Annotated in this window: 19 protein-coding genes, 3 tRNA genes and 3 rRNA genes; 17 read left to right on the top strand and 8 right to left on the bottom strand. The window is 38.3% G+C overall.

Annotated features, from left to right (window positions below; translation table 11 throughout):
• Positions 1 to 371 precede the first annotated feature (371 nt).
• The 6 genes from OZX59_RS05990 to OZX59_RS05965 all read left to right on the top strand — a co-directional run bounded on the left by OZX59_RS05990 (position 372) and on the right by OZX59_RS05965 (position 5589).
• Positions 372 to 1938, top strand: a 16S ribosomal RNA gene (locus tag OZX59_RS05990).
• 124 nt (positions 1939 to 2062) lie between these two features.
• Positions 2063 to 2136: transfer RNA gene (locus tag OZX59_RS05985), tRNA-Ile, on the top strand.
• Between the two features lie 50 nt (positions 2137 to 2186).
• A tRNA-Ala gene (locus tag OZX59_RS05980) sits at positions 2187 to 2259 on the top strand.
• A gap of 122 nt (positions 2260 to 2381) precedes the next feature.
• Positions 2382 to 5299 (top strand): 23S ribosomal RNA (locus tag OZX59_RS05975).
• 89 nt (positions 5300 to 5388) lie between these two features.
• Positions 5389 to 5505, top strand: a 5S ribosomal RNA gene (gene rrf / locus OZX59_RS05970).
• The 16S, 23S and 5S rRNA genes sit together here with 3 tRNA genes alongside, the layout of an rRNA operon.
• Before the next feature lie 11 nt (positions 5506 to 5516).
• Positions 5517 to 5589: transfer RNA gene (locus OZX59_RS05965), tRNA-Asn, on the top strand.
• A 37-nt stretch (positions 5590 to 5626) separates the two neighbouring features.
• Here OZX59_RS05965 and OZX59_RS05960 read toward each other — a convergent pair.
• Positions 5627 to 6553: a LysR family transcriptional regulator gene (locus OZX59_RS05960; RefSeq protein WP_277125214.1), complete on the bottom strand. Its 927-nt coding sequence runs from the start codon at positions 6551 to 6553 to the stop codon at positions 5627 to 5629.
• A gap of 121 nt (positions 6554 to 6674) precedes the next feature.
• Between OZX59_RS05960 and OZX59_RS05955 the strand changes: the two genes are divergently transcribed.
• A complete protein-coding gene (locus OZX59_RS05955; RefSeq protein ID WP_277125212.1) occupies positions 6675 to 8549 on the top strand; it encodes a flavocytochrome c in 1875 nt (624 codons plus the stop codon).
• Positions 8550 to 8601: 52 nt separating this feature from the next.
• Here the strand turns inward: OZX59_RS05955 and citG are convergent, their stop codons facing one another.
• Positions 8602 to 9426 (bottom strand): triphosphoribosyl-dephospho-CoA synthase CitG, encoded by an 825-nt coding sequence (gene citG / locus OZX59_RS05950; protein ID WP_277125210.1) that lies wholly within the window; start codon positions 9424 to 9426, stop codon positions 8602 to 8604.
• Positions 9419 to 10348, bottom strand: a complete 930-nt coding sequence (locus tag OZX59_RS05945; protein WP_277125208.1) for a LysR family transcriptional regulator — start codon at positions 10346 to 10348, stop codon at positions 9419 to 9421. Before OZX59_RS05945 ends, citG begins: the two co-directional genes overlap by 8 nt.
• Before the next feature lie 283 nt (positions 10349 to 10631).
• On the opposite strand from OZX59_RS05945, the gene OZX59_RS05940 reads away from it, so the two are divergent.
• The 5 genes from OZX59_RS05940 to OZX59_RS05920 all read left to right on the top strand — a co-directional run bounded on the left by OZX59_RS05940 (position 10632) and on the right by OZX59_RS05920 (position 16363).
• Positions 10632 to 11825, top strand: coding sequence for an MFS transporter (locus OZX59_RS05940; protein WP_277125206.1), 1194 nt, complete (start codon positions 10632 to 10634; stop codon positions 11823 to 11825).
• 29 nt (positions 11826 to 11854) lie between these two features.
• Positions 11855 to 13567: an FAD-dependent oxidoreductase gene (locus OZX59_RS05935; protein ID WP_277125205.1), complete on the top strand. Its 1713-nt coding sequence runs from the start codon at positions 11855 to 11857 to the stop codon at positions 13565 to 13567.
• A gap of 36 nt (positions 13568 to 13603) precedes the next feature.
• Complete coding sequence (locus OZX59_RS05930; RefSeq protein ID WP_277125204.1) at positions 13604 to 14518, top strand: shikimate dehydrogenase; 915 nt, start codon at positions 13604 to 13606, stop codon at positions 14516 to 14518.
• 12 nt (positions 14519 to 14530) lie between these two features.
• Complete coding sequence (gene aroD / locus OZX59_RS05925; RefSeq protein ID WP_277125202.1) at positions 14531 to 15292, top strand: type I 3-dehydroquinate dehydratase; 762 nt, start codon at positions 14531 to 14533, stop codon at positions 15290 to 15292.
• A 144-nt stretch (positions 15293 to 15436) separates the two neighbouring features.
• Complete coding sequence (locus OZX59_RS05920) at positions 15437 to 16363, top strand: SLAP domain-containing protein (RefSeq protein ID WP_277125200.1); 927 nt, start codon at positions 15437 to 15439, stop codon at positions 16361 to 16363.
• Between the two features lie 92 nt (positions 16364 to 16455).
• Here the strand turns inward: OZX59_RS05920 and OZX59_RS05915 are convergent, their stop codons facing one another.
• The 5 genes from OZX59_RS05915 to OZX59_RS05895 all read right to left on the bottom strand — a co-directional run bounded on the left by OZX59_RS05915 (position 16456) and on the right by OZX59_RS05895 (position 20224).
• Positions 16456 to 16689: a cytochrome b5 domain-containing protein gene (locus tag OZX59_RS05915; RefSeq protein ID WP_277125198.1), complete on the bottom strand. Its 234-nt coding sequence runs from the start codon at positions 16687 to 16689 to the stop codon at positions 16456 to 16458.
• 91 nt (positions 16690 to 16780) lie between these two features.
• Complete coding sequence (locus OZX59_RS05910; RefSeq protein WP_277125196.1) at positions 16781 to 17644, bottom strand: lysophospholipid acyltransferase family protein; 864 nt, start codon at positions 17642 to 17644, stop codon at positions 16781 to 16783.
• Entirely contained in the window at positions 17641 to 18588 is a 948-nt protein-coding gene (locus OZX59_RS05905; protein WP_277125195.1) for a glycosyltransferase family 8 protein, read from the bottom strand. The genes OZX59_RS05910 and OZX59_RS05905 overlap by 4 nt, the downstream gene beginning before the upstream one ends.
• Before the next feature lie 21 nt (positions 18589 to 18609).
• The gene (locus OZX59_RS05900; protein WP_277125193.1) at positions 18610 to 19449 is read right to left on the bottom strand and encodes a glycosyltransferase family 8 protein; all 840 of its coding nucleotides are present in this window, start codon (positions 19447 to 19449) and stop codon (positions 18610 to 18612) included.
• Between the two features lie 10 nt (positions 19450 to 19459).
• Positions 19460 to 20224, bottom strand: coding sequence for a 1-acyl-sn-glycerol-3-phosphate acyltransferase (locus tag OZX59_RS05895; protein ID WP_277125191.1), 765 nt, complete (start codon positions 20222 to 20224; stop codon positions 19460 to 19462).
• 271 nt (positions 20225 to 20495) lie between these two features.
• Between OZX59_RS05895 and deoC the strand changes: the two genes are divergently transcribed.
• The 5 genes from deoC (at position 20496) to OZX59_RS05870 (ending at position 25245) form a co-directional block, all read left to right on the top strand.
• On the top strand, positions 20496 to 21203 hold the full coding sequence (gene deoC / locus OZX59_RS05890) for a deoxyribose-phosphate aldolase (RefSeq protein ID WP_277125190.1): 708 nt from the start codon (positions 20496 to 20498) through the stop codon (positions 21201 to 21203).
• A gap of 125 nt (positions 21204 to 21328) precedes the next feature.
• Positions 21329 to 22048 (top strand): GntR family transcriptional regulator, encoded by a 720-nt coding sequence (locus tag OZX59_RS05885; RefSeq protein ID WP_277125188.1) that lies wholly within the window; start codon positions 21329 to 21331, stop codon positions 22046 to 22048.
• A 169-nt stretch (positions 22049 to 22217) separates the two neighbouring features.
• Positions 22218 to 23417 carry a hypothetical protein gene (locus OZX59_RS05880; protein WP_277125186.1) on the top strand — a complete coding sequence of 400 codons (1200 nt, stop codon included), beginning with the start codon at positions 22218 to 22220 and terminating at the stop codon, positions 23415 to 23417.
• A gap of 720 nt (positions 23418 to 24137) precedes the next feature.
• Positions 24138 to 24773: a hypothetical protein gene (locus OZX59_RS05875; RefSeq protein ID WP_277125184.1), complete on the top strand. Its 636-nt coding sequence runs from the start codon at positions 24138 to 24140 to the stop codon at positions 24771 to 24773.
• Positions 24774 to 24966: 193 nt separating this feature from the next.
• Positions 24967 to 25245, top strand: a complete 279-nt coding sequence (locus tag OZX59_RS05870) for a hypothetical protein (protein ID WP_277125182.1) — start codon at positions 24967 to 24969, stop codon at positions 25243 to 25245.
• Positions 25246 to 25376 lie beyond the last annotated feature (131 nt).

Here is a 25376-nt window from a genome sequence, read left to right as displayed (position 1 = left end):
AAAAAAGTTTAATGCCCTAAAAGCTGGTGTAACAAGGAAAAATTGGAGAGACGAGAAAAAAGTAGTAAAAAAGACTTGCAAAAGAGGAAAAGAGTTGCTAGTATTAATAACTGTCGTCGGGCAACAAACAAAGGGTTTGAAGCCAGAGGGCAAAAATAAAGAGCAGAAAGTTATTGACAAGATCAAAACGGTCTGCTAGAATAGAAAAGCGCTGCTATAAGCAGCAGGTAGTACTTTGAAAACTGAACAATGTTTTCGCAAAAGTGTGCGGGTGTAAAAGCCCAAAACAAGAGCGAAGTCAATTTCGCAAGCAAATAAATCCGAGATGCAAATCTTGGAGAACGAATGAGCAAACATTCAAACAAACAGATAAAAATGAGAGTTTGATCCTGGCTCAGGACGAACGCTGGCGGCGTGCCTAATACATGCAAGTCGAGCGAGCAATTTTAACAGAATACCTTCGGGTAGGAAGCTAAGAGCGCGAGCGGCGGATGGGTGAGTAACACGTGGGTAACCTACCCTATAGATTGGGATACCACTTGGAAACAGGTGCTAATACCAAATAAGAAGTAAGATCGCATGATCAAGCTATAAAAGGCGGCTTTCGAGCTGTCGCTAAAGGATGGACCCGCGGTGCATTAGCTAGTTGGTAGGGTAAAGTACTACACCAAGGCAATGATACATAGCCGAGTTGAGAGACTGAACTACCACATTGGGACTGAGACACTACCAAACTCCTACGGGAGGCAGCAGTAGGGAATCTTCCACAATGGACGCAAGTCTGATGGAGCAACGCCGCGTGAGTGAAGAAGGTTTTCGGATCGTAAAGCTCTGTTGTTGGTGAAGAAGGATGTATAGAGTAACTGCTATATATTTGACGGTAATCAACCAGAAAGTCACGGCTAACTACGTGCCAGCAGCCGCGGTAATACGTAGGTGGCAAGCGTTGTCCGGATTTATTGGGCGTAAAGCGAACGCAGGCGGGAAGACAAGTCAGATGTGCAAGCCCTCAGCTTAACTGAGGAATTGCATCTGAAACTGTATTTCTTGAGTGCAGAAGAGGAGAGTGGAACTCCATGTGTAGCGGTGGAATGCGTAGATATATGGAAGAACACCAGTGGCGAAGGCGGCTCTCTGGTCTGTAACTGACGCTGAGGTTCGAAAGCATGGGTAGCGAACAGGATTAGATACCCTGGTAGTCCATGCCGTAAACGATGAGTGCTAAGTGTTGGGAGGTTTCCGCCTCTCAGTGCTGCAGCTAACGCATTAAGCACTCCGCCTGGGGAGTACGACCGCAAGGTTAAAACTCAAAGGAATTGACGGGGAATTACACAAGCGGTGGAGCATGTGGTTTAATTCGAAGCAACGCGAAGAACCTTACCAGGTCTTGACATCTAGTGCAAATCATAGAGATATGACGTTCTCTTCGGAGACACTAAGACAGGTGGTGCATGGCTGTCGTCAGCTCGTGTCGTGAGATGTTGGGTTAAGTCCCGCAACGAGCGCAACCCTTATTATTAGTTGCCAGCATTAAGTTGGGCACTCTAATGAGACTGCCGGTGACAAACCGGAGGAAGGTGGGGACGACGTCAAGTCATCATGCCCCTTATGACCTGGGCTACACACGTGCTACAATGGTTAGTACAACGAGGAGCGAACCTGTGAAGGCAAGCGAATCTCTTAAAGCTAATCTCAGTTCGGATTGCACTCTGCAACTCGAGTGCATGAAGCTGGAATCGCTAGTAATCGCGGATCAGCATGCCGCGGTGAATACGTTCCCGGGCCTTGTACACACCGCCCGTCACACCATGAGAGTCTGTAATACCCAAAGCCGGTAGGATAACCGTAAGGAGTCAGCCGTCTAAGGTAGGACAGATGATTAGGGTGAAGTCGTAACAAGGTAGCCGTAGGAGAACCTGCGGCTGGATCACCTCCTTTCTAAGGAAGAGCGAATAGGTGGAGAGTAGGAATACTAAAAGAAGCCTAGGAGCAAGGAAGCACACAGAAGCGAAGACATTGTTTAGTTTTGAGGGTAGTACCTCTGAAAATATACGCTTTAGACGGGCCTATAGCTCAGCTGGTTAGAGCGCACGCCTGATAAGCGTGAGGTCGGTGGTTCAAGTCCACTTAGGCCCATTGACAGTTAAGGCTTTGTATATTAAGCTATAATTGTTTAAAAGAATATTGGGGGCTTAGCTCAGATGGGAGAGCACCTGCTTTGCAAGCAGGAGGTCATCGGTTCGATCCCGTTAGCCTCCATTGAATCTTTATGATTCATGGTTAGGACATTGAAAACTGAATATAATCTAGAAAAAACCGAGAAACAATCAAAGAGAAAAACAGATTGCACGAGCGACCGAGAGAGAAGATCTTAAAGGTAAGGTCAAGAAAAGAAGGGCGCACGGTGAATGCCTAGGCACAAGAAGGCGAAGAAGGACGCGACAAACAGCGAAATGCTTCGGGGAGCGGTAAGTACGCAGAGATCCGGAGATATCCGAATGGGGGAACCCAATACAAGAAATTGTATTACTTATTAGTGAATACATAGCTAATAAGGGCAAGACGCAGTGAACTGAAACATCTAAGTAGCTGCAGGAAGAGAAAGAAAAATCGATTTCCATAGTAGCGGCGAGCGAAACGGAAAGAGCCCAAACCAGATGATTTATCATTTGGGGTAGTAGGACTGCAATAAAGGTAGTGTAAGAGATAGCAGAATTATCTGGGAAGATAAGCCAGAGAAGGTGAGAGCCCCGTAAGCGAAATTTCAAGCACGCTGAGCAGTATCCTGAGTAGGTCGGAACACGAGGAATTCCGATTGAAGCAGCGAGGACCATCTCGTAAGGCTAAATACTCACTTGTGACCGATAGTGAACCAGTACCGTGAGGGAAAGGTGAAAAGAACCCCGGGAGGGGAGTGAAAGAGAACCTGAAACCGTGTGCTTACAAGTAGTCAGAGCCCGTTAAAGGGTGATGGCGTGCCTTTTGTAGAATGAACCGGCGAGTTACGTTAAATAGCAAGGTTAAGTCATAAAAGGACGGAGCCGTAGCGAAAGCGAGTCTGAAAAGGGCGCAGGAGTTATTTGATGTAGACCCGAAACCAAGTGACCTACCCATGACCAGGTTGAAGGTGCGGTAAAACGCACTGGAGGACCGAACCCACGTAAGTTAAAAATTGCGGGGATGAGTTGTGGGTAGCGGTGAAATTCCAAACGAACTTGGAGATAGCTGGTTCTCTCCGAAATAGCTTTAGGGCTAGCCTGGTGCGAGAAAAGATAATGGAGGTAGAGCTCTGTTTGGACGAAGAGTACCCGTCAAGGGTTACTGAATTCAGATAAACTGCGAATACCAGATATCTGCGCACTGGAGTCAGACTGCGAGTGATAAGATCCGTAGTCGAAAGGGAAACAGCCCAGATCACCAGTTAAGGTCCCAAAATCTATGCTAAGTGGAAAAGGATGTGGAGTTGCGTAGACAACTAGGATGTTGGCTTAGAAGCAGCCATCATTAAAAGAGTGCGTAATAGCTCACTAGTCGAGTGACGCTGCGCCGAAAATTTACCGGGGCTAAGCATAGTACCGAAACTGTGGATGCATTATGAAAGTAATGCGTGGTAGGAGAGCGTTCTAAGAGCGGAGAAGCTTAATTGAAAGGATAAGTGGAGCGCTTAGAAGTGAGAATGCCGGTATGAGTAGCGCAAGATAGGTGAGAATCCTATCCGCCGAAAGACTAAGGTTTCCTGGGGCAGGCTCGTCCGCCCAGGGTAAGTCGGGACCTAAGGTAAGGCCGAAAGGCGTAGCCGATGGACAACAGGTAGAGATTCCTGTACTGCATTAGATCGTTAATAACGATGGAGGGACGCAGAAGGTGAAGCACGCATGGCGCTGGAAGCCATGTTCAAGCGTTAAGTGAGAGAGTGAGTCAAATGCTTACTTTCGATAATCACAAGACGTGATGAGGAGCGAAATAAAAGTAGCGAAGGTGAAGTAGTCACACTGCCAAGAAAAGCTTCTAGTGAGAGCTAATGTACCCGTACCGCAAACCGACACAGGTAGTCGAGTGGAGAACACTAAGGTGAGCGAGAGAACTCTCGTTAAGGAACTCGGCAAAATAGCCCCGTAACTTCGGAAGAAGGGGTGCTGGTGTAAGAACCAGCCGCAGTGAATAGGCCCAAACAACTGTTTATCAAAAACACAGGTATCTGCAAAGTCGTAAGACGACGTATAGGTGCTGACACCTGCCCGGTGCTGGAAGGTTAAGGAGAGAGCTTAGCGCAAGCGAAGGTTCGAACTGAAGCCCCAGTAAACGGCGGCCGTAACTATAACGGTCCTAAGGTAGCGAAATTCCTTGTCGGGTAAGTTCCGACCTGCACGAAAGGTGAAATGATTTGGGCACTGTCTCAACGAGAGACTCGGTGAAATTATAATACCCGTGAAGATGCGGGTTACCCGCGACAGGACGGAAAGACCCCATGGAGCTTTACTGCAATTTGATATTGGGTAGCTGTTAAACATGTACAGGATAGGTAGGAGCCAGAGAAGATAGTACGCTAGTATTATCAGAGGCAATGTTGGGATACTACCCTTGTTTGATGGCTACTCTAACTAGGATCTCTAAGCGAGATTTAGGACAGTGTCAGACGGGCAGTTTGACTGGGGCGGTCGCCTCCTAAAGAGTAACGGAGGCGCCCAAAGGTTCCCTCAGAATGGTTGGAAATCATTCATAGAGTGTAAAGGTAAAAGGGAGCTTGACTGCGAGAGAGACAACTCGAGCAGGGACGAAAGTCGGGCTTAGTGATCTGGTGGTACCGCATGGAAGAGTATCACTCAACGGATAAAAGCTACCCTGGGGATAACAGGCTTATCTCCCCCAAGAGTTCACATCGACGGGGAGGTTTGGCACCTCGATGTCGGCTCGTCGCATCCTGGGGCTGTAGTAGGTCCCAAGGGTTGGGCTGTTCGCCCATTAAAGCGGCACGCGAGCTGGGTTCAGAACGTCGTGAGACAGTTCGGTCCCTATCCGTCGTGGGCGTAGGAAATTTGAGAGGAGCTGTCCTTAGTACGAGAGGACCGGGATGGACATACCGCTGGTGTACCAGTTGTCTTGCCAAAGGCATAGCTGGGTAGCTAAGTATGGCAGGGATAAGCGCTGAAAGCATCTAAGTGCGAAGCCCCCCTCAAGATGAGATTTCCCATACGTAAAGTAGTAAGACACCTCAAAGACGATGAGGTAGATAGGCTAGGAGTGGAAGAGTAGTGATACTTGGAGCGGACTAGTACTAATCAGTCGAGGACTTGACCAAAAGCGAGTGCAATTTGGAAAGAGAGTGGAACGGTAAAAAGAGTAGATTATATTTAGTTTTGAGTGTAAAAACTCAAAGAGAATAAAAAGTACGGTGGCAAGAGCAAGAAGGAAACACCTGTAACCATGTCGAACACAGAAGTTAAGCTTCTTAACGCCGAGAGTAGTTGGTGGGAAACTGCCTGCGAGGGTAGGACGTTGCCGTGCTTTTTTAATATTCCGGCTTAGCTCAGTTGGTAGAGCGCTTGACTGTTAATCAAGATGTCGTCAGTTCGAGTCTGTCAGCCGGAGCAAAAGAGGACCGAGGATGAATATCATCCTCGGTCTTTTACTTGATTTTTGGTTTGATTTCTAGTTCATTGAATGAATTAATTAGTTTTGTTATCCCTGGAGTTTGAGGTCTTTTTGCTTTGGTGGCAATGAAGTATCTAATATTAATTAAATTTGGGTCTAGGGGTAACAGGTTAATTGGTGTTTGTGCCATGCGTTTAATAATACTTGCTGCCGAGATCGTTAAGCCCACTCCCTTGATTGCTAAATTAGTGACGGTTATAATACTGTTGCTCTCTAATACTAGGTTGGGCTTAATGTTAAAGCGATGAAAAATTGCATCTAGTTGATGTCTGATTGCAGAATTTGAATTACTGACAACAAATGGTTCTTGTAATAGTTCTTGCAAGTCATATTCATCAGATTCTAGAATAAACTTTCCTTTTTTAAAGTATTTTGATTTAGGTGAAATTATGATAAAGTATTTTTCACTACCATTTATGTGGAGATCAAATTCTTGATTAATTGATTCTGGGTTTTGTCCAATATAACAGTCTATTTGTTCATTGAGAAGATTTGTTTCATTATTTCGGGGAGAAGTTTCCTTGAGTTGAATATTAATATTAGGATTTTTATCTAGAAAGTCTGGCAATAGTTGTGCTAGTAAAAAGCTACCTAGGCTTTCCAAAATACCAATTCTAATGATTTCTGTGTTTGGTTGAATGATAGGAAGAAGCTGTCGATTTAAATTTTCTTTATCTACAATTTCTTTTTCAAGGTATTTATAGTAAATACTTCCAGCCTTTGTTAGTGTGAAAGGAATCTGCTGTCGGTCAATAATTGTTGTACCTAATTTTTTTTCGATACGTTTAATTAACTGAGTTAAATAGGGCTGCGAAATAAATAATTCTTGAGCTGCTTTGGTAAAATTACTTTCTTTTAGTAGAACATCAAGATAGTGTAACAAGGTTTCTGGATTTTTCATTAATGAGCTCCTTTCGATAACAAAACTATTATAACCTATTTGCTAGAAAACTATTTCACAGATTTCGGTAAAGTTAGTAAAATTTAATTAAAAGTAATCAAAGTGAAAGGAAACTACTACGATGAAAACAGGAAAATATCAAGTTAAGGCTAAGGGTCATGGTTCAAGCTCTATGCCAATGGAAGTATCAATCGAAGATGATAAAATCACTAATATCACGGTTGATTCAAGTGGTGAAACTAAAGGCGTGGCTGATGAAGTATTTAAGCGTCTACCTAAAGAAATTGTTGATTATCAAACTCTAAATGTTGATGCAATCAGTGGTGCTACTATTTCCAGTAACGGAATTGTTAGTGGTGTTGCACAGGCAATTACAGAAGCTGATGGCGATGCAAACGAGTGGCAACAAAGGGCTAAACCAGAATTGGCACAAGCTAGCGATCAAGAGCTCACGACAGATGTTGTAGTGATTGGTGCTGGTGGTGCTGGTTTAGCAGCTTCAGCTCGTTCAATTCAAAATGGTAAAAAGGTTATTTTATTAGAAAAATATCCACAAATCGGTGGTAATACTACTCGCGCCGGTGGCCCAATGAATGCTGCTGAACCTGACTGGCAAAAAGATTTTAAAGCTTTACCTGGTGAAAAAGAGACCTTAAAAGAATTAGCGGAAACTCCGATTGCCGAAATTGATGCTGAATACCAGGATGACTTTAAACAATTACAGAAACAAATTAATGACTATTTGGCAACGGGTGCGGATTATTTATTTGATTCAAAATTGCTACATGAAATTCAAACTTATTTAGGTGGTAAGAGAACGGATCTTAATGGTCAAGAAATTCATGGTAACTATGATTTGGTTAAGGAATTAATTGAAAATGTCCTGGATTCTGTTAGATGGCTAACAGATTTAGGAGTTAAATTTGATCGTAAGCAAGTTACGATGCCAGTTGGTGCCTTATGGCGTAGAGGCCACAAACCAGTTGAACCAATGGGTTATGCCTTTGTTCATGTTTTGGGTGATTGGATTAAAGAGCATGGTGCTAATGTTTTAACTCAAACGCGGGCACAGCATTTATTAATTGAAAATGGACAAGTAGTTGGCGTGGTTGCTAAACAAGATAATGGTAGCAAAATAACGATTCATGCCAAACAAGTTATTCTAACTTCTGGTGGATTTGGCGCTAATACGCAGATGGTCCAAAAGTACAATACTTATTGGACTGAAATTGCTGATGATATTGCAACAACTAATTCACCAGCAATCACAGGTGATGGGATTGCTCTAGGACAAGAAGCTGGAGCAGATTTAGTTGGTATGGGTTTTATCCAATTAATGCCAGTTTCTGATCCAAAAACCGGTGAATTGTTCTCTGGACTGCAAACTCCACCTGAAAACTTTATTATGGTTAATCAAAAGGGCAACCGGTTTGTTAACGAATTTGCTGAACGTGATACTTTGGCCAAAGCAGCGATTGACAATGGTGGCTTGTTCTACCTAATTGCTGATGATAAAATTAAGGAAACTGCTTATAATACTACACAGGAGTCGATTGATGCTCAAGTTGAAGCTGGGACTTTATTTAAGGCCGATACGCTTGAAGAATTGGCTGAAAAAGTTGGCATGGATCCAGCAACTTTAGTAGCAACAGTTAAGAAATATAATTCTTATGTTGATACAGGTAAAGATCCTGAATTTGGTAAGAGTACCTTTAATTTGAAGTGTGAAGTAGCGCCATTTTATGCAACCCCACGTAAACCGGCAATTCATCATACAATGGGTGGCTTACGAATCGATCCTAAGACGCGAGTTCTTGACCAAAATGGTCAAGTAATTGCTGGCCTATATGCTGCTGGTGAAGTAGCTGGCGGATTACATGCTGGTAATCGGTTAGGCGGAAATTCTTTGGCAGACATTTTTACGTTTGGCCGAATTGCAGCAGATACGGCTTGTGCGGCAATCCCAGATACTGCTTCTGGCGCCTCAACACATTAAAAATTAAATTTAATCATTAAAAAGAAGTTGATCAAAGTCAACTTCTTTTTGTTTATAAATAATTACGCTCTAATGCTACAAAAATGGTCACGATTAACAGGTCAGCACAGCCACCTAGACTATAATTTTTATCAGTCATTTCTTGGTTAAATGCCAGTAAAAATTCCTTTCCTTGTACAGTTTGATATCCACCTAAAGCAAGATACTTTTTAGCTTGTTCTTGGACCCAAGTTACAGCACTAATGTCACCACCTGCTCGTTTAATCAAATTACTGTCAATTGCAACCGAAGCAATCTTCATTAGAGTATCAAGAATTCTAGTTTGGATGCAGCCTGTTCGTTTTTTTAAAAAAGGAAGCGCTACTTGTTCAACAATTGGATAGCCATTTTGGGCCTCTTGTCTGGCACCGCCATAACCATATTTTTGATAGGTTTTTGTTCCAGCAGTTTGTAGATTATTATTTTTATTTAGGTCATGTTCAACTAAACCTGTGCACATTTGTCTAATGGTAGTGAATAGTTCAGCCTGCTGTGTTTGAGCATAACTTTCAGCGCAAACAAAAATTCCCAACGCAAAAATTGCGCCTTTATGAGTATTGATGTTGTCAGTGGCAGCATACATCTCTTGTTCAGCAGCAAGACCTTTTTGACGTAATTCAAAGAACATGTCGGTTAAATTATCTTGTCTGAATGTTTGCCCTAGCATTTCAGCTGCTTTTAAATAGCTTTCTAGACTTAGGCTACTGTCAATAAAGGTATAGATATCCATGTCAGGATGTGGACCTGAGCTAACAGGGTCAACTAAGCCAGGCTTAGGCTGAGTGGCAACTTCATATAAAAGTGCGCGTAAGGCATTTTGTGTGATTGAATTAGTCATGATAATTACTATCCATAACAGATTCATTGGCTAAGTCTTGAATCATTTGTCTGCTTCCTTTTAAAAAATTAATCAAATCAAATATTTCTGGCGAAAGCTGATTAACAGGATCATAAACTAAATATAATTGTCGAGTATTTTTTGGTAAATCAATTTTTATTTTATGGATGTCGAAACCACTAAGATAAATAGTATTAGCAACAATTCCAACTAGATTATTGGTAATTACTTGACCAGCAATCGCTAATTCGTCATGAAGTCGATTGGTAATTGTTAAATCAGAAGCGGCAGCTAACAGTGCATCGGTAACATCTTTACCAATTTGAATTTTCTGGGAATAGGTAATGATATTTTCACCACGTAATTCTTCTGGTGAAATTTGTTTAATCTTTGTAAGGCTGTTTTCTTTAGCAACAATAGCAATTATTTCTTCAGTATAAAGTGGGATATAGGTAAAAGAGCGATATTTAGGGACAAAAGAACAAATTCCAATGTCATACCAACCGTTTTCAATCCCTTCACAAACTTGGTATGAAGGATTGTCATGATAAATAAAATGAGCTGAAGTATTACTTTCTTGTTGATAAACTTTAATAATTTTAGGCAAAATAGTACCAATTGCAGTAGGGATGCTGGCGATATGAATGTTTCCTTGGTCTTGGCTAATTTTTTGTTTTAGCTTTTTTTTGCCGTTATCAAGTGTATCTAATGAATTGACGACTGTGTCGTAGAAGATTTGTCCATAGGGCGTTAATTTTACATAATGACCAGCATGTCTAAATAGTTGACAGTGAAGCTCGTTTTCCAATTGCTTAATTGAAACCGATAAGGTAGGTTGACTAATAAAAAGTTGATTCGCTGCTTTAGTATACTGTCCTTGATCAGCTAACTCGCGAAAATAGTAAAGTTGATTTAAATTCATTTTTTACCTCAAAAGTTTTTGTATGATACCTAAATTATAAATGTTAACTATAAAATCGCAAAGATAATTTATATTAACTAATCAAAATAATAGTGTAAAGTTCAGTAAATGAATTTTAGTAGTAAGCAGTGTAATTTCTTAAATGGTAAAATCCTAGAGTTAAAGCCTTGATAAGATATAGTTTTATTAAATAAAGTCTAGAACAAAACTAATTGTTGTTTTTATTTAGAAAGCGGTATATTGATACTGATTAAAAAAACAAATATTTTTATAGGGAGAGTTTATGAAACGACAACGTTATGTTGGCGCGGCAACTTCTGTGTATTTGAATTATGCAGTAGTTGGTGCGGCGACAATCTTTATTAGTCAGTATCGGCAAGTCTTAGCTCAAGCTTGGCATGCTAGTGAAGCGGCTATTTCAATCGTGATGGCAATGGTTGGTTTAGGTCGAATTATTACAATTCTGTTTGCTGGTTCAATTTCTGATCGTATTGGACGTAAGCATACTTTACTGATTTCACTTGCTTGTGATATCGCTTTCTTATTAGGCGCAGCTTTTGCTAATAATGTTTGGTTAGCTGGAATTGCAGCCATGTTTTTTGGAGCAACTAATTCCTTTGGTGATACTGCTGGGTATCCTGCCTTAGCTGATGCTTTTCCAGATAAAACTGCAACGATGAATTCGTTTGTTAAGGCAGCTATGCAGGTAATGCAAATGTTGTTTCCGTTTTGGGTTAAATTGATTAAGGATCCTAAAATTACTGCTAGTGTTTTAGTAGTTATTTTATTGCTAGATATAGTGTTAACATTAAAAGTAGCTTATGCACCACAGACTCAAGATGAAACCTCAAGTGACCAAGCTGAAGTTGAGGCAACTGGCCAAACCGGTAATCAGCCTAAGCTGGCAGTTGATGGAGTTATGATTATTACTTTAGGTTTTACTCTTTGTTTTACTTTTTATATTTTTTCACTATATGCGCCGTACTATGGACAGTATGTTTTAAATGAATCAGCAGCTAATGCTAATCAACTAGTGTCATGGTATTCAATTGCATCGCTAGTTTCTGTGTTTGTGACTTCAGCTTTGGTTACAAAAGTGAAGCGGTTATATTTAATTTTGACTTATGCTGCTATTTCAGCTTGTGGTTTGCTATTAATGGTACTTAATCCATCTGCTATTTCTGGTGAAATTGGTGCGGTTTTAGTTGGTTTCTTTGCGGCTGGTGGTGTTTGGCAGGTTGGTTTGTCTGTTTTGACTTCATATTTTCCACAAGGTCACGGGAAAATTACATCTTATTATAGTTTTGCACCAGCAGTGGTTTATTTTGTTGCCCCACTAGTGGCAGCCTTTGTCTTAAAAGCCAACTCGGCCAGTACATTAATGGTTTTCTGGATTACCACGATTATCGCTATTATTTCAGTAGTTTTAACTGGTGTTTTAATTATGCGGGGACGTAAATTTAATATCGCTGAATAAATAGGCACAATTAAAAAGAAAGGTTCAATATGACAACTAAAAAAATTAAAGCACAGGCTCAAGGGCGTAATGGTCAAATTGATTTTGATATTGCTGTAGATGGAAATAAAATTACCGATTTGCAGGTAACAAAGAGTTCAGAAACTCCAGCTATTTTTGATCAAGTTTTTGGTAAATTAAAGCAGAATGTACTGGATGAACAGAGTTTTGCTGTTGATGCAGTTTCAGGTGCTTCAATTATGACGCAAGCTATGCTTGATGCAGGACAAAAGGCACTTAAGGATAATGATATTAAACCTGCCCAGTCGCAGAATAAGCCAGAACATAAAAGTGTTACTCTAGATGTTGATGTTGCAGTCGTTGGATCTGGAATGGCTGGCCTAATGGCTGCATCGCGGGCATTAGCAATGGGTAAAAAGGTTTTAGTATTAGAAAAGAACGGCTACTTAGGTGGTGCAACTGCCTTAAACGGTTCAAACGTGGTTGGTACAGGTTCAAAAGTCTCTGCTAGGTTATTGGGTGCAGAAGCTCAAAAAGATTCTGCTAGCCGCTTAGTCAAAGATATTGCGCGTGAATGTCGCGGGACTAATTATCCAATGTTGTCAGATTTACTTGCCAATAATATTGGGCAAGCAGTTGATTTTATTACTGAATTTGCTGATTTACAATATCAAAAGGCTGAAACACAAACAGTAGAGCACTCGGTTGATCGGCAGATTGAAATGCCATCTGAAAGTTCGTATGAAGTTATAACTAAGGTGGCCAAGGCTTTTGAAGCAAAAGGCGGGAAGATCTTATTAGATGCGCGTGTTGAAGAACTTCTTAAAAATGATAGTGATAAATTAGTATCCTTAGTTGCAGAGGGTAAGCATCAGACAACTACAGTTAATTTTAAGTCATTAATTTTAGCAGCTGGTGGCTGGGGTGCACGTGATTATCGTGAACACAAGACGAATATTCCTTACTATGGGCCAATGACTTCGACTGGTGATTATTTTGATTTTGCTAAAAACATGAACTTAGTAACACGTAATCTGGATTGGTATAAGGTATATCCACATGGCTTGGAAGTAGAACCGGGCATCGCTAAGTTAACCACATATTCTACTAAAGAAGCTACGGATATGGGTGCAATCTTTGTTAATCATGCTGGTAAACGAATTGTCAATGAATCTGCGCCGTATACTCATTTTAGGGATGCCATTGCTGCTCAAAAAGATCAAACAGCATATATTGTAATAGATGAGCGAATTTGGCAGAGATTCTATGCCTTGTTACTAAAATATGGCTTTACAGCTGAAGAAATTGCTGGCTATTTTGCTTTGGAAGGAAAACAGAGTCCAGTTTTGGTTAAAGGTAACTTAGCCGAGGTTGCCCAAAAAGCTGGAATAGATTATGCTAATCTACAAAAGACGCTAGCGGATTATACGGCTGCAGTTAAGACAGGTCGCGACACAGAATTTGGTCGTTCAGCTAAGTTTATGCATGAGTATGAGGGTGATACCTATTATGTTATTGAACAAAAGTTGCGTTTTTGTACAACCTTAGGTGGCTATGAAACTACACCACAAATGGAATTATTGGATACAGAACTAGAACCAATTACTAATTTTTATGCTGCTGGTGAGATTGTGGGCGGAGCTAATGGTAAGGATTCAATGCCAAGTATGATGAATTCCTGGAGCTATGCTTCTGGTTTTGTTGCTGGTACAGCAGCAGCTTATAATACTAACGCTGATTAATGGTAATTAAATTATTTAAATAAAGGAGAAAAAATTATGGCTAATAAAATTACAGGTATAAATGGACCAATTACAGGTTGGTTAGATGGACATACGTATTTAATCGGACTGATGGCAGATCCAATTCGGCACTCAATGTCACCGACGATGCACAACAATGCATTTGCTAAGTTAGGGTTAAATTATGCTTACCTTTGTTTTGAAGTGGGTAATGACAAATTGGGTAAAGCAGTTGATGCAATTAGAACGTTAGATATGCGTGGTTCGAATGTGTCAATGCCGAATAAAAATGCAGTTATGCAATATTTGGATAAGCTATCACCAGCATCAAAAATGTGTGATGCAGTTAATACGATTGTTAACGATCACGGGACGTTGACCGGTTATACAACTGATGGAATTGGCTTTGTGCAAGCTTTAAAGGATGAAGGCATTTCTGTTAAAGACAAGGTAATGACTTTAACTGGCGCTGGCGGTGCTGCTACTCCAATTGCAGTTCAATCAGCTCTTGATGGAGTTAAGGAAATTAAGATTTTCAATATTAAAGATGCTAAATGGGAACAAGCGGAAAAGACTGTTAAAACTATCCAAGAAAATACCAATTGCAAAGCTTCATTGACTAATCTTGATGATCAAGAAGCATTTAAAGCGGCAATCGCAGCTAGTGATATTTATTGTGACGCAACTGGCGTGGGGATGAAACCATTAGAAGATAAAACTTTAGTTGAAGATCCAACTTGGTTCCATAAGGATATGGTTGTTTTTGATACAGTATATTCTCCGCGAACAACTAAACTGATGAAGGTTGCACAAAAAGCCGGAGTTGAACATGTTTTTGACGGAATTGGAATGATGATCGAACAAGGTGCTGCTTCGTTTAAGTTGTGGACGGGTCAAGATATGCCTACTGATTATATTAAACAAATTATGTTTGCTGATGAAGACAAATAATTGAGGTAACCCATGGCAACTGTAAAAATCAGAAATATAATTTTAGGTGAAGGCTTACCTAAAATTGCTGTCCCCAATGTTGGTAAAACCAAGGCGGAAATCATTACTAATGCCAAGGAAATAGTTGCAGCTAGTCCTGATCTTATGGAGTGGCGGATTGACTACTATACTGAAGGTATTGAAGATAATGAGCAATTGGTTGCTACTGCACAGCAATTACGTGAATTAGTTGGCGAATTACCTATTTTGGTAACTTTCAGAACTAAGAACGAAGGAGGCGTGTGTGATTTAGCAGAATCTGCCTATCTTGAATTGTTGCAGACGATTATTACCAATCGCTTAGGTGATGCGGTAGATATTGAACTTTTTCATAATGAAAAACAGATAGTGGAACTAGTTGAGTTAGCTCATAAGTATAATGTGGTGGTAATTATGAGTAATCATGACTTTGAAAAGGTTCCTGGGCAAGATGTGATTGAGTTCAGACTAAATAAGATGGCACAATTAGGTGCGGATGTACCTAAATTAGCATGTATGCCGCAAACACCACAAGATGTCTTAACGCTTTTAGCAGCAACTACAAATGTCCATGACCAACTAGCTAATCCGCTGATTACGATGGCGATGGGAGATTTAGGTAAGGTAAGTCGGATTGCAGGGCAGGTCTTTGGATCGAGCTTATCGTTTGGAGCTGTTGGTCAAACCTCAGCTCCAGGACAACTTTCAATTGTTGATTTGCGTAACGCAGAAAAGTATTTACAAATGAATTCTTAAAGTCAAGCTTTTTGAGCCAAAAGGGTATGATATTGCTATGTTGAGTGATATTGTACCTTTTTTGTTATATAACAAATCAAAATAAATATTTGATAAAGTTAAGTTATACTGTATTATATAACTTAGGAAACTAATTGAAAGGATATGATGATGTTGGGAAAGATAAAAGATATTAAAGTTAGCACATTGGTAGTTGCTAGCTTAGGTTTAACTGGTGTTGCTGCAGGCAGCACACTAATGCTTAATAATCAAGTGGTTAAGGCAGCCGATACTACGAATACAGCCACTAAAACTGCGACTGCTGACCAAGGGGTCGAAAAAGAATTATTTCATAATGCTTATATTTATGATCAAAATGGTCAACGAACTAACGACGTTGCTTTGAAAACTGGTACTAAGGTTGCAACTTATGGCACTAAGATTATTAATGGACGTAAGTTTTATAGTTTAGGTCAAGATTTATATTTGGCTGCCGGTAATATTGATAATAAAACTTGGACTGTGACTCACAATTCTGTTATTTATAATCAATATGGTGAGGCTACTAGTCAGGGTAAACTTAAAGGTGGCACTAGTATTGCGACTTATGGTGATCCTGTAGTCATGCATGGCGAAGAATATTACAGTATTGGCAATGATCAATTTGTTAAAAAGGCAGATCTTAATGATAACGCTGCTACACCGCAGCGTCCTGGCTATATTGAGGGAATTGTAGTCAATGGCAATGTTAAGCGAGATACTTATATCTATGATCAAAATGGTCAGCGGACTAATAAATTAATTCTTAGTGTAGGGTCAATGTGTTATGCTGCTGTATCTGAAACGATTAATGGTCAAGAATTTTATGAATTCGGTAATGGTGAACGAATTCCGGCAGATAACATTGATGGCACTAAACGTGGGCTTACTCATAATGCTTATATTTATAATCGGTATGGTCAACGAGTTGGTCGTCAGGTTGTCAAGGCAGGTCAAACATTGCGTACATACGGCAAGCCGGTAACTATTAAAAATAAAGCTTACTATACAATTGATAATAATCGCTATGTTAAGCAAGCTAATTTTAACTAGTTAGTATAAAATAACAAACCAAAACAAAAATGTCTGAATAATCCTTATAAAGAGGAAGTATCCAGACATTTTTGTTATTATATTGAACTTAATTAGTCTTCGCTGTATGTGCCAACTTCTTTTAAGTTACCTAATACACTCTTACCGTGAGGAGATTGAGCAATTGCCTCAGTCAAGTCACGACCAGCTTCAACACCGTGATGTTCACCATCAGTCCAATGAGAATTGCCAGTTACATCGTAAACAGTACCGTCAATCGCAACGTATGCAGGGTTACCATTCTTACCATCAAATTTTGCTAAAGATTCTTTTGTGAATTTTTCCATTAAAAACATCTCTTTCTCTTTTATTCAAACGTTATTCTTATGATTATGATAATCTTTTAACGGCATAAAGTCTATTAATTAGCTTATATATTTATTCATTACACCAACCAGCGATGTCCCATGGTGTAAAGCGATAGTCTAGTTTTTTATGATAACACTTCTCATAAGCTGCTACCTTTTGTTGATAGTCTTTTTCGAGCATCTGCTGCGAATTTTGTTTAAGACTTAGCTCGGGTTGCGGATAAATTGGTGGTAAAACATGGACTATATACTTGGTCTTGTAAAAGTTAGGGTGATCTTTTTCTTTCTTATTTATAGTTTGAATTTCAATAAAAGTTGAAATAATAGGAACATTTTGTTTAGCTGCAAAATAATAGGCGCCGCGCTGTAACTTGCGTGGTTTGCGATAGTTCCACCACATTTCTTGCTCTGGGTAAATTAAAACCCAATTATTTTTGGCAAGCGCATCATGCAAGTGTTTAGGAAATTCGTTACCCATATAGTTAGTGCTCCTAATTAGAGGAATAGTTCCGACATAGTGCATTAAATAACTTAAAAAACCAGGCAATTTTAAATTGGTATCTTCAATTACAATTGCTAATTGATGGTGAGTTTTACTTGCAAGGTGTTTAATGGCAAATTCGTCAATTTGATTAAAGTGATTAGCTGTAACAATTGCACCGTCAGTAGGGATATCTTTGAGGTTTTCTAATCCATCGAATTTGGTAGAAGCAGTTAATGTATGTACCAAAATATTAAAAATTGCATGGCCAATTTTGTTATTTATCTTACCTTTTAAGCTACTTTGATCCTGCCAAAAATCACTGACTAATCTTGTTCGCTCATTTAAAGACAAAACAGGATCTCCAATTTCAGTTTTAGCGGTAAAGTGTTCGTGATTAGCTGCTTGCTTGATATTTTGAATTACTTGTTCGCGCTTGTCGCCGATAATCATAAATTAACTGGTCCTTGTTCTTTGATCCGTGCCCAATTATTGGGATCATTGATAGTTTGATCTTTTTTGGTTAACATTTTATCGAGTTTTTGTCGATCATCAGTACGCTGCTTGTCAGTGTAGTTGCTGCGCTCGGCTTGTAGCTCGTCATAAAACTTAGTTTCTTTAGCACTGTCCCAGAAATATTGGTCATATTGCACGTCATAAAAATGCCATGGCTTAAAGAAAAGATTGTAGTGAATTAGACTAGGATCTGTAAGAGGCTCCATATTATCGTTTGGCATTGCATCCCATTTAGGATCAAGGTGCAAAATCCGTCCATCACAGATTTCATTCAAGTAATCTTGATCAGGCGCAATACAGTCAAAGTGATATTTGGTTAAAAGGCTCATGAAGTGATCGATAAACCCTTCTTCACGAAAGGCACGACAGTTTAGTACAAGCATTCCAGAATTAATGTATTTTTTAGGATCAAGAGCTAAGACTTCTTTGATATAAGTTACCATTTTGTCAACATATTGGATTGACAAATCTGTACAAGCTGCAAATAAGTTATTATTTAGCTCAGTGTTATATAGCTTAGCAATGTCATCATTAATGATGGTATCACTATCAATATAGATGGCCTTATCATATTGAGGAAATAGGTCAGGGATAAATAATCGGTAGAAAATCGACATTGTAAAAAAGTCTGCTCGTAAATAGTTTTCTTTGCGATTTTGAATCGGAGCAACTAATTCATCGTTAATTTTACAAAACTCAATATGAACGTTATCACTGCCTAACTCTTGTAGATCATGCTGATGCTTGGCAGTTAAATCTTGACTCAGAAAATGTACAGTGTAGTCGTTAGTGCTGTTTGCATGTTTAACTAGAGAATTAAGCGAGATAGCGGCATATTTGGTAAAATCGTCACTAATTGTATAAAAAACTGGGATAGTCATGAATTAATCTCCTCTAAAATATCAATTTTTAACTAGGTTATCTTTAATAGCAAGGTAATCGTCTAATAAATCATCATATTCGTGTAATTTTAACACATCGTGAACGCGGTCAACCTCCCAAGGTTTGACTGTTTGTGTATGGAAAAATGGCAAGAATCGAAAACTAGTAGTGAAGTGTTGTATAACAGTATCGGGTTTTAGTTTGTATTGCTCATTGTAGCGGCGTGGCAGGATCCTTTTTTCGCGTGCTAAGCGATTAAGTGCTGCTTGATCAGGCATTAAGACAGTTTTGGTTTGTAATAGTTGCCTGATTCTGGCAAATAAGCGGGTACGTTTAATTTCTGCTAAATTTAACAGCAGAACTCCAGAATTGATATAGTCAAATGCTTTGTGTTCGTGTAAGTTGTGATAAAAGAAGCGCCCCCAATAGTCAAGTACGCCGGCAAATTCAGTATTGGTTAGATCATGTTCGTAAAGCTCAGTCAACTCACGTCTAATAATTACATCTGCATCAAGGTATAAAATCTTATCTGGTAATTGTGGAATTTGATCCGCAAATAAGCGCAACATGGCATAAGGAGTAAAGTGAGTTCCCATATTGGCTAGAGGTGGCTCCTTAACAAAGACACCAGTACAATCAATTAGCTTTAATGTGTTTTTGGAATTTTGTTTAGTTAAAAGTGAATTTAAATAATCTGCGGTGTGTTTGCTAAAAGGCTGAAACTGCTTTTTGTAGCTTTGAGCATACATTGTAAAAATATAAATATGTAGTTCTTTAGCTCCAGAATTTTTTAATAAAGATAGGATAGCAATCAAGATACCGTCTTCAGCGTGATGATCGCCGCAAAAAAGAATATTCATTTAGAACTCCTTAATCTTTCTTTGTGTAAGTGCAATATTGATAGTCACTCAATGCTGCTCGTTTCTGCATCATTGTATAAATTTGCTTGTGCAATTTATTTTGAGCTTGTTTCTTATTTAAATTATTATCAGGATAAAATGGACCATCAAGATAAACTATGATTTGAGGCTGCTTACCTCTTTTAGGACGGTGATAAGTGGTTGTCATGACAAAACTTGGTACATTAAGTGCAATTGGGAAATGCATACTAGTTGCACTAAATGGTCTAATTTTAGTGTAATAAGGCCAAACGTGCGCTTCGGGATAAATGACCACTGTTTTGCTGGCTTTAATAACTTTTTTAACAGCCTTAACTAGTTTACCAGATTCCTGTAAGTTATAACCAACTGGTAAGCCGAAATAGGGCACGACTAGTTTACCAAGTATGGGAATACTCCAATTAGCTTGGGCACAGATTGCGTAATAATTATTAGCTGGTAAAAAGCTTAGTGGCAAAATCGCATCGCCAAAGGCTTGGGTATGATTGCCATAAATAAAATATCCCTGTCCATGAGCTGCTGCTAGTTTTTCTTTTCCTATTATATGGACGCGTACAATTACTCGATTATAAATTATACTGGCTAAATGAGCAACCCGCTTGATGATTGTTGACCAGAACCTATGTCCAGCAGAAGTAGGAAGAATTGTGTAGTTAGAAGCTAAGTGATAGTCTTGATCTTTAGTTGTGACCAGATCATCGCTTAGATCGTGATAGTAATATTGGTGCTTAACCATGGATGCCTTCCTTACAATAATGTTACTAAGTAATTTTATCATGAATTACTTAATAAGAAAAAGAGCTGCTGTGTAAAGCATAACAATTGTAATTATATCCACGTAAATTTATAAGCAAATTTTTATTATTACTTGATTGCTAAAGCTGCTAATGTTTAATGCAATGGTTATAAAATTGTGTTATATTAATAATATGTAATTACAAAAAATATAATTTTTAAGTGTTTGTAGCTATATTATTACAATAAGTAATAACAAAAGGAGAATAGAAATGAAATATACAATTGATGATTTTGCACGCTTAATCGATCACACTAATTTGCATGCTGACGCGACTGAAGCAGATATGAAGCAACTCTGTGCTGAAGCTAAAGAATATCATTTTAAGATGGTGGCAATTAATCAGGTGCAGTCAAAATATTGTTCAGAGCAACTGCAGGGAACTGATATTGATACTGGTGCAGCAATTAGTTTTCCACTAGGGCAGACATCAATTGCTGCTAAGGTAGCTGAGACTAAGGATGCTATCCAAAATGGTGCCAATGAAATTGATTATGTAGTTAATCTAACTCAAGTACGGGCGCACAATTGGGCATATCTAGAAGATGAAATGACACAAATGGTGACTGCTTGTTACGACCAACAAGTACCTTGCAAAGTTATTTTTGAAAATTGTTATTTAACCAAAGCTGAAATTGAACAATTAGCTTTGATTGCGAAAAAAGTTAAGCCAGATTTTATTAAAACGTCAACTGGTTTTGGTACATCGGGAGCTAAAGTAGAAGACGTTAAATTAATGAAGCAAACGGTTGGATCGACGGTTAAAGTCAAGGCAGCAGGTGGAATTAGAAATACTGATGACTTCTTGGCGATGATTAGTGCAGGGGCAGAACGAATTGGGACTAGTTCTGGTATCAAAATTATTGATGCGTTGAAGAAACGTTTTGCTGAAGATAAGGTAAGTTTTTTAGAAGTTTAAAAGTTGTAACTGCTTTTAAAAAGGTCGATGTAAGCAATGGAGATTTTGCTTTAACACCGGCTTTTTGCATGGTATAGTATTTATGTCATAACATAAATTAACAAGTTAGAAAGCAGAGAATCTATATGGCAATACCGAATCTTCCCAAATATAAAATAATCGCAGATGATCTTTTGCAGAAAATCCAGACAGGTATTTATCCATTAGGAACCATTATTCCTGCTGAAACTGAATTGGCACAAAAGTATCAGGTTAGCAGGCCAACCGTGCGTCAGGCAATTTCTAATTTGGTTAATCAGGGATACTTGGAGCGTCGCCGTAAACGGGGAACTTTAGTAAAAAAGACCAAAATTGAGCAAGAATTCACGCATCTAATCGAAAGTTATAGCAGTGAAATGAGTGCTAAAGGTATGTACCCCAAGACTAACTTGCTTTACTTTAAAGCAGAAGCAGCTAAAGCAGAAGTGGCAAATAGCTTGCATATCAAAGAAGCAGAGCCTGTTTTTAAGCTAGTAAGACTGCGTTATGCAAATGATCAGCCAACAGTTTTAGTCACGACATATATTCCCCAAAAAAGGGTGCCAGAGTTAATCAAGTATGATTTTGCTAAAGATTCCTTATATAAAGTGCTGGAAAAATATGACTTAAAAGTTACCCATGTAATTCGTAAGTTGGAAGTACTTGAAGCCGATGAAACAATAGCAAGTTTATTGAATGTTGCTCAAGGTAAGCCAATTTTTAATTTTCATACTCAGGGGATGACGATTGATGAGCAACCAATTGAGTACTCGATCGCTAAGTATCGCGGTGATATTAATTCCTTTGTGATTGATGTTCAGCAGTAAGTAAATGAGAAAATTATAGTTGGTAATGAAGCCTAGTATAGCCAGACTTTTAAGCAATTGAGTTAATTAATTCTTAGTTTGACTAAAAATAACAAGTGTTGTATTATTTGTAGATGTAATATACTTAAAATGGAAAATATAGTTGATTTAATTTTTAGGAGGGGATATAATGCGTCGAAATACTGTTCCAATAGCTATTGCAGGCTCACTAGTTGCTGCATCACTAATGTTTATGTCAAATGACAATTCAAAAGTATATGCAGCACAATCTGACAACGATATAGTGCAGACTACAACAGCTATTTCGGATGAAAATCAGGCTACTAGTGTTGCTGAACCAGATTCTAATGCAAATGAGAATACTGATTCAGCAGCTCAAGAGTCAGAAGTTGTTGATAGTAATCAAGAACCAACAGCTAATCATGACAATGCATCAGATGTTGATACAACTGATAATGCGTCAGCAGTAGATAGTACTAGTTCATCTAATACTGCTACTGATCAAGATAAGCCGGCAGAAAATACTACCAATAATGAAGAAGCTCACACAGCAGCTACTACTGATGAAGATGCAAATGAGACTGCAACTGATCCGAGTAATCAAGGTAAATCTGACAAAGCAATGTCAGAGGCAGATGCTATCTGTAGTTCACTTGCTGTCGCAAATGGGATTAACTTAGCGGCTGATGTAGTTGAAAGCTTAGTCGCAGAACCAATTAATGCTGTTGCGTATGCGGCAATGATCGTTTTAGGAGTTGCTAGTGCAATTCCTGTTGTTGGTATTGCACCATTAATTGTTGATGGGGTATTAATAGGAGTAGACTCATTGTGGCATGGATTCCAATATGCTTGGAGTACAATTCGCCGCTCTCTTGTTTTAGCACCAGTTGCAGCACTATCTATTGTCGGTCCATTGAAGATCTATGATGAAAATCAAAAGGCTAAAGAAAACGACCCTGATTTAGATATGACTGATGAAGATGGTGAGGATGAAGAAGAGGATACTACTGAAGCTGACGAAGCTGATAGAGAACTAGCTGAAAGTGTTTATGGCTCTGTTGTAAACTTAGCTTCTATCGGAATTGATGCAGCTGCACAAGGTGTTACTTTTATTGCTCATGCTATAACTGAAGTAGTTTTTGATGTAGCTGAATGGGTACTCGGTGTATTCAGTGCAATTCCTGTTCTTGGAATCGCTCCATTAATTGTTGATGGTGTTGTAATTACTGTTCACTCATTAGTAAATGTTGGCCAACGTCTTTTAGATGAAGCTAGACGTGCAGTTATTTTAGGAATTGGTGGCGCCGCATCTTTTGCCGCTCCAGTTGCTCATGCTGCTAGTGAAAGTAATTCTCAAAGTCAAAACTAAGATAAACTTATGTATATTACACATAAAAGATAATGTTTTAAAAAACCAATCCATTGCGGATTGGTTTTTTGCTGTTTTTTTAGTGTAATATTCCATATTTTTAGTGGTTTATAGTATATAGGCTAAATTTTCATGTTTTCATAATTAAATCATCAAGTGGTATGATTTTTAAAAAATAAAAATCCTTTAAATTGGTAAGTCAAAAAAGTGCTTTATTATTAAGCCCATTGTTTAAAAGATGTCAAGATGAGATTATAGAAAAAATTGTTGTATAGCCAATAATTTTAGAATTGGTCTACAATTATTTTATGTTTTTATTGAAAGCGCTTATTTAAAATGGTATATTATAAATATAAAGGTAATACGTATAAGAAGTTGGATTAATAACTTATAGATAAAGTAGATGTAACTTATGAAGAAGCTAAAGAAAGTCCAAAATAATTCTAAAAAATTGCTACACTTTGAATTTGCTGTACATTTTGTTGTTACCGTATTAGTTTTGGCAGTAACTGATTTCTTTGACTATCAAATACAGATACTTATTCATAATATAAATATTTTTAGTGAATTACCAAATGTCTTGATAAAATTTTGCTACTTATTATTAATCTTTTGTGCTTTAGAAAAGATCTACCCAAAAGTCTTCAATTATTTTTCCAATAAAATATGTTGAACTATAAATTTTGGCAATCACATTAATGGTACTAGTGAGGTAAGCATATGAAAAAAATAATTAAAGTTTTAGCTGTACTAACAATGGTATCAACAGGACAGCTATTAGCTATCACAAGTAATACTCCGGTTCAAGCTGCACAAGTAGAGAACCCTAAGCGTGTAACTGATAAAGCTTGGACTAAAAAGTTAGCTAATGCAGGATACATTTTTGAATTACCTCATGCTACTAAAGGAGCACTGTATAAGAATACAGCAGCTAAGGGCGGTAAATCATATAGTCAAAAGGTGCTAAAGAAGCTTGTTAAGAATCATACACTATTTAAAGTAAAGCGACTTTCGACTATTAAAAATGGTATTTCTGTTGATTTAGTCTCTAAGGATGGTAAATATAAAGGCTACACTAATTACATTAATGGGATTCGCAACAAAAACCTATCCAATAAAGCTTTACAGCCATTGATTAAAGCGGAATTACGTGTAATGACTGCTAAGGATAGCAATGAGCCTACTTCAGACCTGTTAAACCAAGTTCAAGTATTAGCAAATAAATTAACTGGTAAAAATAGAAAAATTGCTAATACTTCAGTTAAACAATTGAAGCAGTTTCTTAAAAATAATACGTTATCGGAAACGCCAGTACTATTAATTGGGAAATATCCGGATGGTTCATTAGAAAAATAAACAAAATATCGTTAGATCAGAAGCCTTGCGATATTTTTTATGATGACAATGAGAATAGTTTTTATTTACCATACAAAACTATTAAGGGAAAAAATATTATAGTATCGGTCATGACGGATATATTAAATCTATAAATGTTGCAGAGATTAATGGCCATTATCTTATAACTAATTATGCTACAGTTATTGTTAAAATGAATAGTAAAAATAAAATTTATGCTTATGATTTTGCAAATGGAGCACCAAAAAAGCTTTTAAAAAAGGGAGAGAAGGTTCTGGTTGATCGTGAATCAAGTACATTTGATCTGATGGGAGATGACAAGGGTAATTTGACTTATTCTACAGCAAATTATCGAATAAAGGGTACAGATGGCTTCTTTATTGACGATGTTGACCTGGATAATAGACCTAGACAGCATCTTTTGCTTTATAGTGTTTATCCGCATGTATTTTTTATAAATAATTCGTATTGAAAGAAGATGATGCTTATGGCATTCAATGGACTAATAATCCAATCTCCTAGTAGAAAGGTAGTCATTGTGAGTGGATACGAAGTAGCAACATTAGTGTTGTTATCAGTTACGTTTCTCATTGATTTGTTGAC

It is taken from the genome of Lactobacillus sp. ESL0681 (assembly GCF_029392835.1).
In the GTDB taxonomy this organism is placed as follows: Bacteria; Bacillota; Bacilli; order Lactobacillales; family Lactobacillaceae; genus Lactobacillus.
Note: the sequence above shows the minus strand (reverse complement) of the source record. Positions and strands in the feature narration are given on the sequence as shown.

Excerpts from the sequence above, each read along its gene's own strand:
- OZX59_RS05880 (WP_277125186.1), top strand. The coding sequence starts at position 22,218 with ATGCGTCGAAATACTGTTCCAATAGCTATTGCAGGCTCACTAGTTGCT.
- OZX59_RS05900 (WP_277125193.1), bottom strand. The coding sequence starts at position 19,449 with ATGAATATTCTTTTTTGCGGCGATCATCACGCTGAAGACGGTATCTTG.
- citG (WP_277125210.1), bottom strand. The coding sequence starts at position 9,426 with ATGACTAATTCAATCACACAAAATGCCTTACGCGCACTTTTATATGAA.
- OZX59_RS05920 (WP_277125200.1), top strand. The coding sequence starts at position 15,437 with ATGATGATGTTGGGAAAGATAAAAGATATTAAAGTTAGCACATTGGTA.
- OZX59_RS05895 (WP_277125191.1), bottom strand. The coding sequence starts at position 20,224 with ATGGTTAAGCACCAATATTACTATCACGATCTAAGCGATGATCTGGTC.
- OZX59_RS05910 (WP_277125196.1), bottom strand. The coding sequence starts at position 17,644 with ATGATTATCGGCGACAAGCGCGAACAAGTAATTCAAAATATCAAGCAA.
- deoC (WP_277125190.1), top strand. The coding sequence starts at position 20,496 with ATGAAATATACAATTGATGATTTTGCACGCTTAATCGATCACACTAAT.
- OZX59_RS05905 (WP_277125195.1), bottom strand. The coding sequence starts at position 18,588 with ATGACTATCCCAGTTTTTTATACAATTAGTGACGATTTTACCAAATAT.
- OZX59_RS05955 (WP_277125212.1), top strand. The coding sequence starts at position 6,675 with ATGAAAACAGGAAAATATCAAGTTAAGGCTAAGGGTCATGGTTCAAGC.
- OZX59_RS05885 (WP_277125188.1), top strand. The coding sequence starts at position 21,329 with ATGGCAATACCGAATCTTCCCAAATATAAAATAATCGCAGATGATCTT.
- OZX59_RS05940 (WP_277125206.1), top strand. The coding sequence starts at position 10,632 with ATGAAACGACAACGTTATGTTGGCGCGGCAACTTCTGTGTATTTGAAT.
- aroD (WP_277125202.1), top strand. The coding sequence starts at position 14,531 with ATGGCAACTGTAAAAATCAGAAATATAATTTTAGGTGAAGGCTTACCT.
- OZX59_RS05945 (WP_277125208.1), bottom strand. The coding sequence starts at position 10,348 with ATGAATTTAAATCAACTTTACTATTTTCGCGAGTTAGCTGATCAAGGA.
- OZX59_RS05875 (WP_277125184.1), top strand. The coding sequence starts at position 24,138 with ATGAAAAAAATAATTAAAGTTTTAGCTGTACTAACAATGGTATCAACA.
- OZX59_RS05915 (WP_277125198.1), bottom strand. The coding sequence starts at position 16,689 with ATGGAAAAATTCACAAAAGAATCTTTAGCAAAATTTGATGGTAAGAAT.
- OZX59_RS05960 (WP_277125214.1), bottom strand. The coding sequence starts at position 6,553 with ATGAAAAATCCAGAAACCTTGTTACACTATCTTGATGTTCTACTAAAA.
- OZX59_RS05930 (WP_277125204.1), top strand. The coding sequence starts at position 13,604 with ATGGCTAATAAAATTACAGGTATAAATGGACCAATTACAGGTTGGTTA.
- OZX59_RS05870 (WP_277125182.1), top strand. The coding sequence starts at position 24,967 with ATGAATAGTAAAAATAAAATTTATGCTTATGATTTTGCAAATGGAGCA.
- OZX59_RS05935 (WP_277125205.1), top strand. The coding sequence starts at position 11,855 with ATGACAACTAAAAAAATTAAAGCACAGGCTCAAGGGCGTAATGGTCAA.